This window comes from Chryseobacterium sp. P1-3, assembly GCF_000738495.1.
In the GTDB taxonomy this organism is placed as follows: Bacteria; Bacteroidota; Bacteroidia; order Flavobacteriales; family Weeksellaceae; genus Chryseobacterium; species Chryseobacterium gallinarum.
In genome coordinates this window covers 75913-89914 of the sequence record NZ_JPEQ01000003.1, presented here as the reverse complement: position 1 = coordinate 89914, position 14002 = coordinate 75913, and the positions used below count along the sequence as shown (strand labels likewise).

Sequence of the window (14002 nt, the reverse complement as noted above, 5' to 3'; positions counted from 1 at the left end):
GATCGCGATAAAAGATCAGTGCATCAATTATCATTCATCATGTATCAATTATATTCATAATCACCCCTTTTATTCATTAAATTTTAAAATTTATAGAATGAAAGGTTTATTTTTTTTAGGACTTAGTGTAGGTTCTGTAGCTTTTATCCAGGCTCAAAATAAAGATTCGTTAAGCATCAGGGAAATTGAAGCGGTCAATTTTACCAAAAGGCTTCCGGTGGCTAAAGAAGTCATCAATGTTCAGAAAGATTTAGACAGTAGAAATCTTGGGCAGGATCTTCCTGTTTTATTAAAAAATCAGACATCAGTTATTTCTACTTCAGACGCTGGAAATGGGGTGGGATATACAGGATTCAGAATTCGTGGAGTAGCCGGAAGGGGCATCAATGTAATGATGAATGGTGTTCCCTACAATGATTCTGAGAGCCAGGGAACATTTTTTGTCAATGTTCCGGACCTTACCAGCTCGGCATCACAAATTGTGATTCAGCGAGGGGTAGGGACTTCCAACAACGGAGTTTCTGCTTTTGGAGCAAGTATCAATGTGATTTCTAAAGAGCCCGAAGAGAAAATGTATTTCAAAACTGATGACAGCTATGGGTCTTTCAATACCTACAAATACTCTGCTGAGATGGGAAGCGGTAAGTTCTGGAAAAACAGGCTTTCAGTAATGGGACGGTATACCCATATTCAATCGGACGGATATATTGACAGGGCCTCCTCAAGACTGAACTCTTATAATTTCACTGCCTTATTTGAAGAAAAGAGAACGAAAATCCGGTTTATGGCTTTTGGAGGTAAGGAAAAGACTTATCAGGCCTGGAATGGAATTGACCGGAAAACATGGGAGACAGATCCGAAGTTTAATTATTCAGGAGCAATTTATGATGCAGACTGGAAGAATATTATAGGATTTTACAATAATGAAACGGATAATTACAGGCAAAACCATTATCAGTTGCTTTGGGAACAAGGTTTCAACGATAAATGGAGCCTGGAAACTACTCTGCATTACACCAAAGGGAAAGGATATTACGAAAATTATAAACAGGATGATCCCTTTGCCAGGTATAATTTACCCGATATAAATGTCAATGGGCAGATGACCAAATCATCTGATTTTATCAGGAAAAAATGGCTGAATAACGATTTTTACGGAATTGTTTCCACTCTTTATGGTAAACTTGAATCCGTTGACCTTAATTTTGGTGTGGTTGCCAATCAATACTATGGAAGGCATTTCGGAAATGTTACCGGCGTGTTTTTTCCACAAATTGATGAGCATGAATATTACAGAAACCGCTCTGTAAAAAATGAATTGGCTGCTTTTGCAAAAGCTTTATGGAGAGTAGGCGACCGTTTTGAATTGTTTGGGGATCTTCAGGTCAGAAATATAGACTATGATACAAAGATCCTTACCGAAGGCGATGGGGAAGGAGGGAACCTTGATAAAAACTGGCTGTTTTTCAACCCGAAAGCAGGAATTAACTATAAAATAGAAAGTGGGAAAATTTTCCTTTCTTATGCCCATGCACAGAGGGAGCCAAACAGGGATGACCTCATGAGTGATAATAATGTAAAAGCGGAAAAACTCCATGACTTTGAAGCGGGTATTGAAAAGCAGTTCGGAATATTGTCCGTAACAGCGAATGTATACTATATGTATTACGTTAATCAGCTGGTTTTAAATGGTGAGCTTAATAACGTGGGAGCGTTCATCCGGACAAATTCCGGTAAAAGCTACAGAAGAGGAGTTGAAATTGGGGCATTGGCAAAACTTTCAAAACAATGGGAATTGACCGGGAACCTGAGTGTAAGCCAGAACAGGAACCTGGATTTTAATATCAATAACAAGAAGGAGATTAAAAATCTTGGAAATACCCAGATTTCATTTTCTCCGGATGTGATTGCCAACCTGGGAGTAAGATTCAGTCCTTCGGAGAGCTTCCAGTTTGCCCTGATGAATCAATACGTAGGTAAGCAGTATCTGGACAATACCGAAGATAAAAACCTTCAGCTTAAAGATTATTTTCTCACCGATTTTAATGCCCAGTACCAATTTAAAATAGCCAATAATGATATTGCACTGAAGTTGCTGGTGAATAACCTGTTCAATAAAAAGTATGTCAATAATGGAGCGGTTTATGACGGAGCGCCTTACTATTTTTCACAAGCAGGAACTAACTTTATGTTTGGAATCAGCTGGAAGATCCAATAATTGGCAACGGTAAAATGCAGAAGATACAAAAAGCTGGTTTACAAACCTGCACTTGTCGCTAAGCTTAAAAGAAGTTTAAACAAATGGATTCCTGTTTTTATTCGGAATCATCAAAAGACTGTTCCGGCAGTCTTTTTTTATAAAGGTTAAATATCTTAAAAGTCATGAAAAAGTTATAAATTTGCCACCAAATGAATATTTCAGCATACATTTTAGAATACTTGAAACAATTTGGAACTGCCACAGTTCCAGGTTTTGGTGTGTTTTCCCTGAAAAATTCCAAGGCAATTATTAACTCTGAAAACGGAAGTATTCTGCCTCCCGCAAGTGAGATCGATTTTACAATTGATTATGAAGTGAAATCAGAAGAACTAACGGCCTTCATTGCAGGTCAAAAGCAAATGTCTTTAGAAGCTTCCCGAAGTGATCTGAAAATTCAGACTGATTTCTGGAAGAAAAAACTGCAGGCAGAACAGGTTTTGGAAATTCAGAATCTTGGAACCATTTTCATGGAGGAAGGGCATTCCCATTTTAAAGGAAAAAGAGTAGAATCGGGCCGTCCTGATTTTTACGGGCTGGAAGAGATCCGGTTTTCGGATATCAATAACGGGGAAAAAGTAAATACTTCGGAAAACCGTGAAAAAGATTATAAGCTCAATAAATCGATTCTGTGGATATTCCTTTTAATAATTCCTGTTTTAGGAATTCTGTACTTTGTTTTTACTCAGAAAGAAACCCTTTTTGGAAAGAAATCCTTTAATGCTGTGCAAACTTCTACTCACAGAATTGAAAAGGATACCATCAAAGTAATGGTGCATGAAACCCCTGTTTCAGATTCTCTGAAAAAAGATTCATTAGTAAAACCGGCTGTACAACAAAAGAAAACAGGTCCGGCTGTCCCAAACAACACTAAGAATAAATGGCAAAAGTAAAAAAAGCGTCAGAATCACTGACTATCATGACCAATATCGTTCTTCCGAACGAAACGAATTCTTTAAGAAACCTTTTTGGCGGTGAATTATTAGCAAAAATGGATCGTTGTGCGTCTATTTCTGCGGCAAGGCACTGTGAAAGAAGGGTGGTAACCGCGTCTGTAAATCACGTTTCTTTTAATCATCCGATTCCGGAAGGAGGAGTTGTCGTTTTGGAATCTAAAGTTTCCAGAGCATTTTCCACCTCTATGGAAGTATATGTGGATGTTTGGTCAGACGATCCGATCAATCAGAAGAAAATTCATACGAATTCCGGAATCTATACGTTCGTTGCGGTAGATGAATTCAACCGTCCGATTCCTATTCCTGAAATGATTCCCGAAACTGAAGAAGAAAAAGAACGCTATGCAGCAGCATTCCGTAGAAAAGAACTCTCATTAATTCTTTCCGGAAGGATGAAGCCGCTGGAATCTGTAGAGCTTAAGAAGCTTTTTCAGGAACCACAGGAGTCTAAGAAAGACAAAAAGTAAAAAATTATTGTATAAGAATAAATGCTTTTAACTTTGCTGAGTGTTAATACCTCCGCGAGCTTAAAAGCATTTTGTTTTATAAATCTGTGTGAGAATCGTGTTGCAATAATCACAATTATTCAATTTCAAAATTTAAACAGAAATGAAAATCCTTCTTTTAGATAAAAACCATCCCCTTATTACCGAACAGCTTTTAGCAAAAAACTTTATTTTGGAGGAAGATTTCACGTCTTCTTACGATGAGGTTTGTCATAAGATTCAAAATTATGATGGCGTTATCATCAGAAGCAGAATCCCTTTAGATAAAAACTTTCTCGAAAAGGGAAGAAACCTGAAATTTATTGCCAGAGTAGGGGCCGGAATGGAGAATATTGATATTCCTGTAGCTGAAAAGCTGGGCATTCAACTGATTAATTCTCCTGAAGGAAATAGAGATTCTGTGGCAGAACATGTATTGGGAATGCTGCTGGTGATCATGAACAGGCTTTTTATTGCTTCCCAGGAAGTAAAGAACGGTATCTGGAAACGGGAGGAAAACAGGGGAGATGAATTACTGGGAAAAACCGTAGGACTGATTGGGTATGGAAATATGGGAAAAGCTACTGCAAAACGATTTTCTGGTTTCGGGTGTAAAGTGATTTTCCACGATATTCTTCCAGGGCTTTCTGATGAATTTGCTACCCAGGTCAGTGTAGAAGAATTGAAAAGGTCTGCAGACATTCTGAGTTTACATATTCCTTTAACTCCGGAAACCCACTACCTTATTGATGAAGCTTTTATTAATGGGATGAAAAAAGACTTTTATTTCATTAATACAGCAAGAGGGAAAAATGTTGAAACTAAAAGTTTAGTTAACGCGTTGAAATCAGGAAAGGTAAAAGGAGCCTGTCTGGATGTACTTGAATATGAAAAATCTTCCTTTGAAAATCTTGAAACAGAAAATGAAGACCTGAATTATTTGCTGCATTCTGAAAAAACAATTGTAACACCCCATATTGCCGGCTGGACGCATCAGAGTAAAGAAAAACTGGCTCAGTTTATTGTAGATAAAATTGTAGCCTCTTACTGCTAGATAAATACTAAGCTGTATAAAATAATTGACGAAATAGAGCCAGAAAAATTAATGATATCTTTCTGGCTTTTTTGTTTAGTCCATTTTCTTCCAGGCGTTTCTTGTGTCTTTCCCTTTTGCAATTTCGCCTTTTCGCCTTTTTGTGTTAAATAATTCATAATATCCCTCTCATATTTACTATTTAGTTTTGAGTTTTATTAAATTGCCGCTCATTTTTGAATCTCATGACGACGCGTAATTTTGTACTCATTGTAACTGTTTTTTTATCCCTTTTTTCCTGCAAAAAAAAAATCTGAAGCTAAAGAAGTTTCAGCTGAAAATACTACCACTCTTCCCAATTATGGAAATGTAGATCTGGGAAACGTGTTTACGAAAGCTGACGGATATCTTTCAGATAAACAATCAATGGTAAGGTATATTGACCAGTATTATACGAAAATCTGGGAAGGAGGAGATCTGAGCGGAGGAATACTGGTCGCTAAAGGAGACGATATTTTGTATGAAAACTATAGAGGATTTGGAAGAGAAGGAAACCAAATGCCGATTGATAAAAATACACCGTTACATGTAGCTTCTGTATCGAAAACATTAACAGCAATGGCGATGATGAAGCTGGTAGAAGCCGGAAAAGTTAAACTCTCTGATCCGCTTACGCAATATTTTCCCGGATTTCCTTATCCTAATGTGACGGTTCAGACTTTATTGGATCAAAGGAGTGGACTTCCGAAATACGAATATTTTATTACCAAAATACAGCCTGCACCTGCAGAACTTGCCAAGCCTTTTATTACCAATCAGGATATCCTGAATATGATCATTCAATATAAGCCGGACCTGGCAAGAGATACAGACACAGGATTTATGTACTGTAATACCAATTTTGCCCTGCTGGCGTTGTTGATTGAAAAAATAACAAAGATCCCTTTTCCACAAGCTATGAAGGAAATGATCTTTACTCCGCTGAAAATGAACAACAGTTACATCTTTCAGGAAAAGGATATTCCGACAGCTTCACAGTCATTTTATTATGGTGGGAACAGGTTATATCCGCTGGACAGATTGGATCTTATTTACGGGGATAAAAATGTGTATACAACCCCCAGGGATTTATACAATTTTTCAAAGGCTATGTTTTCAAAGGATTTCTTAAAGCCGGAACTGATGCAGATGGTATTTACCCCTTATAGTAATGAAAAAGCCGGTATGAACAATTATGGATTAGGGTTTAGAATGAAAATATTTGATAACGGTGAAAAGCTGACCTATCATAACGGATGGTGGCACGGGACCAATTCAGTATTTGCACACCTTCTAAAATCAAAAGTGACGATTGTTGCCATTGGAAACAAATATTCCAACAAAGTATATACAGCCCTTGCTTTGTCCGGATTGTTTGAAGATTTCCCTTTACAAAAAGAAAAACTTCATTCCGTGATGAATGACAATAAAGATACTTTGAATTCAGGACACGAAGTTTTTGGAGAATAATGTTTACTTTTGTTCAAACATTTTCATGAAAAGGTTTCTTTTATTACTGGTTATCTGTTTTCTTGTGCATTCCTGTGCGAGAGTAGGCTCTCCTGTAGGAGGTCCGAAAGATACATTAGCTCCAAGATTTTTAAGTTCTAATATTGACACCACCAGGGTCAATGTAAAAAGAGATATCCGCGAACTCCGGCTGGATTTTGATGAATATGTTACCTTGAAGGATATCAATAAAAACCTGATCATATCCCCGCCGATCAAAAATATCAAAAGGATTCTTCCATCAGGGATTGCCAACAAATTCGTATTGATTCAGTGGACGGATACCTTACAGGCAAACACAACATACAATTTCAACTTCGGAAACTCAATAGTGGATAACAATGAGTCTAACCCGTTGCGGTATTTCAATTTTGCATTTTCTACAGGAGAGAAATTAGATGATCTGTACATCAGCGGTGAAGTGAAAGATGTCTTAGATATTAAAAGCAAAACCGGAACCACAGACAACAAACTGGTGGTGGGCCTGTATCAGGCAAAAGATACCATAAACTATAAACAAAAGCCTTATTATATCACTAAGGTGGATGATGACGGGTATTATGAAATGAACTACCTTACACCGGGAAAATATAAAATCATCGCCTTTGAAGATGAAAACGGAAATTCCATCTATGATCCGGGAAAGGAAAAAATAGGATTTAAAAAAGAGCCGATAGATGTGGAGAAATCTATTTCGGGACTGAACCTGAAAGTTTATCCGTCCAAAAAGCCTTTGAAGTATGCAGAAATGAAGGAAATAGCCGGGGGAGTCCTGATGACATTCGAAGGGAATCCTTCTGAAGTAAAGGTAGAATCATTAAATGACAAGCTCAAAGATATCAAAGTAACCCATACCCCAAAATCCGATTCAGTAAGAATCTGGTTTGATGCAGTGAAAAATAATGTAGGGCAGGAGTCTGCGGAAAAACTGGTTTTCGGCCACAATATTGGTCCGAAAAAAGATACGGTGTATAGTGTTTCTCTTTTCTATAAATACAATAAGAAAAACACGATGACCATCAGCAGTGATAATGGAGGAGGTTCACTGGCCCCGAAATCCGATTTTAAAATTACTTCCAATTATTTCATTGATAAAATAGACCCTGCAAGCTGGAGATTAACGGTAAAAGGAGATAGTTTGACAACTATACCGTTTACAGCGAAAATTTCAGAGACCAATCCTTATCAGATACTGGTACAGTCTGATTTTGTTTCAGGGAAAAATTATCAGCTTTTAGTTCCAAGTAAAACGGTTTCTTCTTTTTATGAAAAAACCTCGGCTCCTCATCGTTTTGATTTCGATGTAGCCAAAATTGACGAATTTGGCAGCCTTGCGTTCAAGCTTCAAAATGCTCCTGTTGCCAAATACTGGATACAGCTGCTTGATTCTTCAGGAAAAGTGATTTATCAGAAATATACGGAAGGAGACAGTGTGAAATTTGATATCCTGAAACCGGAAGAATATATTGTCAGAATACTGGTTGATAATAATGGGAATAAATATTGGGATGAGGCAGACTTTGTCAATGAAACGTTTGCTGAAGATGCTTATATTTTCTATAAAAAAGTAATAGTGAGGGGATTGTGGGAAACCAATGAAGAATGGGATCTGAATGATACCAGGACATTGGATAACCCTAAAGGGGCTTTACCTGCAACACCGCCACCGGCAATCCCTGCCGCCGGTCAGAAAGATGAGGTGAAGCAGGAAGTAAAAAAGGAGCTGAAATCTGATAATGCAATTTTAACACCGGTAAAATAAGCTCATGAAGACGGTAAAAAAAGTGATTTTTTGGATATTGGTAGGTTTTGCCTTGATTCAATTTGTTCCTATAGACAGGATTAATAAACCGGTAGATCATACTGTTAATTTTGTTGATGCTAAGAAATCCCCGGAGAAGATTAAAACATTGCTGAAAAATGCTTGTTACGACTGTCATTCCAATGAAACGGTATATCCCAAGTATGCCTTTATTGCTCCAATATCCTGGTCTGTGAAAAGTCACGTCAATGAAGGAAGGGAACATCTTAATTTCTCTGTGTGGGAAACTTATAACAAAGATTTAAAGGCCAATATGCTTACTAAATCTGTTCAGACGATCCAGGGTAAGACAATGCCGATGCCGGGCTATATTGTTTATCATAAAGAAGCTAATCTTTCTGAAGCGGAAAGATCATTGCTGGTTCAGTATTTTGAAGGAATGCTGAAGTCAAAGACTTATTAATACTGAGAATTTTAAAGCTGTTTTTAATAAAAAAAAAATCTCGCAGATTTTGCAAATCAAGCAGGTTATAAATCATAATCAACTGCCGGACTGCAGAATCTGCGAGAGCATATACCAGATAGGAGAATCTATTTCTTTTTATAACCTTCAAAAAATTTCTTCTGGGAATCGAAAGCAATATCTTCCAGGTTAAGTTCCTGTAAAGGAATCCATACTGCATCTGAAATTTCCGAAGTTTCAAGATTTACCTCAAACTTTTCCGAAACATTATACTCATAAAAAAGATCAATTGTATTATAATCAATTTCTTTATACTGATACACGTTTGGAAGGCTTGTAAGGTATTTCAGGTTTGAAATATCAATGTCCAGCTGAAGCTCTTCAAAAAGTTCTCTTTTACAGGTTTCTTCTGCACTTTCTTTAGGATCAACGAATCCTCCGGCCAGATCAAGTTTTCCTTTTTTTAGGATCTCTGTTTCTCCTGGTAAGATAAACTTCGTCTCCACATCTGATCACAACCGCTACAGCGCCTGCAACATTATTATAAAGTGTAAAACCACAATTGGGACAGCTCCATTTTTTTTTCGCCGTCCCAATGTAAAGATTCTTTGCCGCAGCTTGGGCAATATTTCAATAATTTCATTGAGTAATATTAATATTTCTCGGGTGATAACTTAAAATAACATCCCTTAATTCTTCTGTTTTCAAATGCGTATAGATTTCCGTAGTGGTAATGCTGGAATGTCCCAGCATCTCCTGGATGTAGCGCAGATCTGCACCGTTTTGCAGCAAATGCGTTGCAAAAGAATGCCTGAAGGTGTGTGGAGAAATTTTTTTGTTTACCCCGGCTTTATCTGTAAGTTCTTTGATAATAAGAAATACAATTACCCGGGACATAGATGTTCCACGGCTGTTTAAAAACAGGGTGTCTTCATATTTCTTATTGATTTTTCCTTTAGAACGTACTTCCTTGATATAACTGTCCAATAATTCTGCTGTATAATCAGCCAAAGGAACGAAACGGGTTTTATTTCCCTTTCCGTGCACTTTAATGTATTGTTCCTTAAAATTGATATTTGATATTTTCAGGTCAATCAATTCGGAAACGCGAAGCCCGCATCCATACAGTACCTCAATGATACAATGGTTTCTTTTTCCTAAATCGGTATTGACTTCAATAGCAGCAATAATTCTGTTGATGTCCGGAAGGCTTAAGGTGTCCGGTAGGTATAGCCCCAATTTAGGGCCTTCAAGTAACGCTGCAGGGTTGTCTTCCCGAAATTCATCTTCAAGCAGAAACTTAAAGAAGGCTTTTATGGAAGATATCCATCGTGCCTGAGATCTCTCGCTGAATTTCTGTTTAGACAGATTGAAAATGTATTCCTGCAGGTTTTCGTAGCCGATAGTATCTGGGCCGACGTTTGCCAGATCTTCTTCTGCGTAATCTTTTAACTTTTTAATGTCCCGAACATAAGCGTCGAGAGTATTTTCTGAAAAATTTCTTTCGAAACGAAGAAATATTTCAAAATCTTTGATCTTTTCATCCCAAGTCATTTGTGCTTATTTTTTTTAGTTCACAGTCCGATATTTGTTCTATTTCAATGTTATGGTTTCTCAGGAACGATATACCATCGTCGTCCGAATACTCATTGATATACACCAGTCTTGCAATTCCTGCCTGCAGAATCAGCTTGCTACATTCTTTGCAGGGCGACAGCGTTAAATACAACGTTGCTCCCTTTGCAGATTGGGTAGAAGCAGCCAGTTTCAATATGGCATTGGCTTCGGCGTGCAATACATACCAGTGCGTTTTTCCCTCTTCATCTTCACAGCAGTTTTCAAATCCCGAAGGAGTTCCGTTGTAACCATCTGAAATAATCATCCTATCTTTTACGATAAGAGCTCCTACCTGTTTTCTCTTACAGTAGGAGAGTTTTGCCCATTCCTGGGCCATTTTTAGATAAGCTTTATCAAACTTATTCATACCGCAGCATTAGTTTTTCGAAATAATTTGGATTAAAAGTCTTGAAAGTTAGAAGTTCGGCTTTCTTTTCTCAAGGAAAGCAGTCACTCCTTCTTTCTTATCGTCCATTTCAAAAAGCTCTCCGAAATATCTGATTTCAGTTTCAAAGCCTTTTTCTGTGTCCGATAGATTCACGGCGCTTATCGCCTTAGATATTGCCATGGGTGAATTGTGGGCAATAGTACTCGCTAATTCTTTCGTTTTGGTTAATAATTCTTCAATAGGGTATACTTCATTCACCAGTCCGATCTCTTTTGCTTTTTGGGCAGGGATCATTTTAGCCGAGAAGATCATTTCGTTGGCAATACCTTTTCCGACAAGTTTTGGAAGCCTCTGGGTTCCTCCGTATCCGGGAATCAATCCCAAGGTTACTTCAGGAAGCCCCAATCGGGCGTTTTTCCGATGCATATCTGATGTGGCATGCCATAGCAAGCTCCAAACCGCCTCCCAATGCAAAACCGTTTACGGCTGCAATGACAGGCTTTGACATATTTTCAATTTTATTGAACAGGATGTTTTGTCCATTTCTGGCTAATTCTTCAGCTCTCTCCTGTCCAAAATCACTGAATTCTTTGATATCAGCACCTGCTACAAAAGACTTTTCTCCACTTCCTGTAAGAATAATAACCCTACAAGACAGATCAGAATCAAGCTCATCCAGTACTGAACTGATTTCCTGAATAGTTTTTGCATTCAAAGCATTTAAACTCTCAGGTCTATTTATTGTAATGATAGATAAATTATCTTCCTTTTTTAATAATATATTTTCGTAACTCATTTTTCCACTTTAAAATATCATCCCTCGCAAATTATGAATTTTTTTGCAAAAAAAAGGAAAAAATATTTATTTTTTTTTCCTTTTTTTAAAATTTATTATTCAATATGATTATTTGGAATGATTCATCATATTTGCATCAATATTAACATTTAGTTGAGAAGCCACTTTCATGCCAAGTTCAATATTTGCCCTAAAAAAAGTGGCATAGCTGGCGGTTGATGATCTCATCCTTTTTTGGCCCGGTGATTCCTTTCATACTTCCTACAATATTTTTGACAAGATGATCCCTGTCTTCTGCATTCATGGCTTTTGAGTAAAGGAGACCAGGCTGGGTATAATGATCGCTGTCATTTTCATTCCTGTTGTAATGGGCAACATGGGCGCTATCTAGTTCATATTCATAACTCTTGTAGGATGGATCAGGCTGGATATCATCAAAGCTGTTAGGGAAATAATTAGGCTTGTCCTGGTATTGGCTGGAATCTGCCATATATCCGTCCCTCTGGTAATTGTTGACGGCAAAAGGACATCGGTTCACCTCAAGCTGATGCGAATTGACTCCCACTCTGTAACGGTGCGCATCAGGATAAGAAAATAATCTTCCCTGCAACATTTTATCCGGAGAAAAACTGATTCCATTGATCAGGCTGCTTGGCGAAAAGGTAGATTGTTCAACGTGTGCAAAATAGTTAACAGGAACTTCATTAAGTTCCATTTCTCCTACTTCGATCAAAGGGAAATCATCATGAAACCAGACTTTAGTCACGTCAAAAGGATTCCATCTGAAATCTTTGGCCTGCTCTTCAGTCATTACCTGGATATACATGGTCCATTTTGGGAAATCACCATTTTCAATGGCATTGCAAAGGTCCTCCTGTGCGAAATCCGGATTTTCTCCTGCCATTTTTACGGCTTCTTCATCGGAGAAGTTTTTTTATTCCCTGCTTCGTTTTAAAATGGAATTTTACCCATACCCTTTCATTTTTCTCATTAATCATAGAGAAAGTATGGGAACCAAACCCATGCATATGTCTATATCCATAAGGAGTTCCCCGGTCTGACATTAAAATAAGGACCTGATGTAGTGATTCGGGATTTAAGCTCCAGAAGTCCCACATCATTGTGGCGCTTTTTAAATTGGTTTTAGGTACTCTTTTTTGTGTATGAATAAAATCCGGAAATTTTTTGGCGTCTTTAATAAAAAACACGGGTGTATTATTTCCCACAAGATCCCAGTTTCCGTCTTCTGTATAAAATTTCAAAGCAAACCCTCTAGGATCTCTTGCCGTATCTGCACTTCCCTTTTCGCCTCCAACGGTAGAGAAGCGGGCAAACATCCTGCATGAATTTCCTACTTTTGAAAACAGTTTTGCTTTTGTATATTGGCTGATGTCATGTGTTACAGTAAAGGTGCCGTAAGCGCCGCTTCCTTTGGCATGAACAATTCTTTCAGGAATTCTTTCCCTAACGAAATGGGCAAGGTTTTCCTGAAGAACAAAGTCTTGCAGCAATACCGGGCCTCTTGGTCCTACTGTCTGTGAATCCTGATGTTCAAAATAAGGCGTGCCGTTACTTAACGTTAATTTTTTAGAATCCATATATTGATGATTTGAATAATTGTTTTTTTACTTTCTAAATCGATGTGTAAAGGTAGTGAATATCAAATTTACTTGAATTTTTAATTGCTAATAGCAAAAACATCATATCTTTGTAATAGATAATATTAATCAAATGAACATTCAGCAACTGGAGTATCTTATCGCCGTTGATAAGTATAAACATTTTGGAAAAGCAGCCCAGGCCTGCTTCATTACCCAGCCTACCTTAAGTGCCATGATACAGAAATTTGAGGATGAATTGGATGTGAAGGTTTTTGACCGGACTACACACCCGATCCGTACCACGGATGTAGGACTTCAGATTATTGATCAGGCGAAAGTAATCATAGAATCTGTCAATGAGCTGAAAAATAAAGCAAACCTTTTGAATAATATTTTAGGAGGTACAATCAATCTGGGAATCATTCCTACTGTTTCTTCTTTTATCCTGCCTACGGAAATCTTTAAATTCCTTGAAGACAACCCGAAGATCCAGATGAATGTAAAAGAAATGACAACGGATAATATTATTAAGGCGTTAAAAGCCGGAGAACTGGACGCGGGAATTATCTCAACACCTTATGATACTGCTGACGAGTTTTATCAGGACTTCCTGTTCAATGAAGAACTGATGATCTACAGCTCCAATACGGAAGCCAACAAAAAGAACTCTTACATTATCCCGGAAGAACTGAACGTAGAAAAAGTATGGTTACTGGAAGAGGGTAACTGCCTTAGAAACCAGTTTGAAAACATCTGCCATCTGAAAGAAAATACACTGAAACCTAAAAACCTGGACTTTTTAGCTTCCAATATCCAGACCCTGGTGCATATGGTAGATAAAGTAGGAGGAATCAGTATACTGCCGGAACTGGCTTTAAGCCAGCTTTCAGAAGAACAGAAGAAAAATGTGTTCAGGTTCAAAAAACCTTTCCCGTACAGAGAGATCAGTATTATTTATTATAAGCCTACTTTTAAACAAAAAATTATTGATGAATTATCACATTCCATCAAAACTTCATTGGAACTTAAGCTGAATTATCACGAAAGTCCGAAAGAATTTGTAAGCATAAAGCCACAGTAATTAAAAGGCTTTAAA

Annotated in this window: 11 protein-coding genes and 2 pseudogenes; 8 read left to right on the top strand and 5 right to left on the bottom strand. The window is 37.6% G+C overall.

From position 1 onward, the window contains the following. Positions 1 to 97: 97 nt before the first annotated feature. From HX13_RS02455 to HX13_RS02425, 7 genes are all read left to right on the top strand, one after another. A complete protein-coding gene (locus HX13_RS02455) occupies positions 98 to 2218 on the top strand; it encodes a TonB-dependent receptor (RefSeq protein ID WP_050019774.1) in 2121 nt (706 codons plus the stop codon). A 191-nt stretch (positions 2219 to 2409) separates the two neighbouring features. Beyond that, the gene (locus tag HX13_RS02450) at positions 2410 to 3150 is read left to right on the top strand and encodes a hypothetical protein (RefSeq protein WP_050019773.1); all 741 of its coding nucleotides are present in this window, start codon (positions 2410 to 2412) and stop codon (positions 3148 to 3150) included. Further along, positions 3138 to 3680, top strand: coding sequence for an acyl-CoA thioesterase (locus HX13_RS02445; protein WP_050019772.1), 543 nt, complete (start codon positions 3138 to 3140; stop codon positions 3678 to 3680). Before HX13_RS02450 ends, HX13_RS02445 begins: the two co-directional genes overlap by 13 nt. Positions 3681 to 3822: 142 nt before the next feature. Further along, complete coding sequence (locus tag HX13_RS02440) at positions 3823 to 4752, top strand: 2-hydroxyacid dehydrogenase (RefSeq protein ID WP_050019771.1); 930 nt, start codon at positions 3823 to 3825, stop codon at positions 4750 to 4752. A gap of 363 nt (positions 4753 to 5115) precedes the next feature. Further along, on the top strand, positions 5116 to 6240 hold the full coding sequence (locus HX13_RS02435; RefSeq protein WP_238554971.1) for a serine hydrolase domain-containing protein: 1125 nt from the start codon (positions 5116 to 5118) through the stop codon (positions 6238 to 6240). Between the two features lie 25 nt (positions 6241 to 6265). Further along, on the top strand, positions 6266 to 8041 hold the full coding sequence (locus HX13_RS02430; protein WP_050019769.1) for an Ig-like domain-containing protein: 1776 nt from the start codon (positions 6266 to 6268) through the stop codon (positions 8039 to 8041). Between the two features lie 4 nt (positions 8042 to 8045). Next, complete coding sequence (locus tag HX13_RS02425; protein WP_050019768.1) at positions 8046 to 8504, top strand: heme-binding domain-containing protein; 459 nt, start codon at positions 8046 to 8048, stop codon at positions 8502 to 8504. A 128-nt stretch (positions 8505 to 8632) separates the two neighbouring features. On the opposite strand, the gene HX13_RS02420 is transcribed toward HX13_RS02425, so the two are convergent. The 5 genes and pseudogenes from HX13_RS02420 to HX13_RS02400 all read right to left on the bottom strand — a co-directional run bounded on the left by HX13_RS02420 (position 8633) and on the right by HX13_RS02400 (position 12903). Then, positions 8633 to 9010, bottom strand: coding sequence for an NUDIX hydrolase (locus HX13_RS02420; protein ID WP_238554970.1), 378 nt, complete (start codon positions 9008 to 9010; stop codon positions 8633 to 8635). 133 nt (positions 9011 to 9143) lie between these two features. Further along, entirely contained in the window at positions 9144 to 10058 is a 915-nt protein-coding gene (xerD, locus tag HX13_RS02415) for a site-specific tyrosine recombinase XerD (protein WP_050019767.1), read from the bottom strand. After that, complete coding sequence (locus HX13_RS02410; RefSeq protein ID WP_050019766.1) at positions 10045 to 10488, bottom strand: deoxycytidylate deaminase; 444 nt, start codon at positions 10486 to 10488, stop codon at positions 10045 to 10047. Before HX13_RS02410 ends, xerD begins: the two co-directional genes overlap by 14 nt. A 48-nt stretch (positions 10489 to 10536) precedes the next feature. Beyond that, positions 10537 to 11305: pseudogene (locus HX13_RS02405) on the bottom strand (enoyl-CoA hydratase-related protein). 108 nt (positions 11306 to 11413) lie between these two features. Further along, positions 11414 to 12903: pseudogene (locus HX13_RS02400) on the bottom strand (catalase). 133 nt (positions 12904 to 13036) lie between these two features. Here HX13_RS02400 and HX13_RS02395 point away from each other — a divergent pair. Next, positions 13037 to 13987 (top strand): LysR substrate-binding domain-containing protein, encoded by a 951-nt coding sequence (locus HX13_RS02395; protein ID WP_050019765.1) that lies wholly within the window; start codon positions 13037 to 13039, stop codon positions 13985 to 13987. The last annotated feature ends 15 nt before the right edge of the window (positions 13988 to 14002 follow it).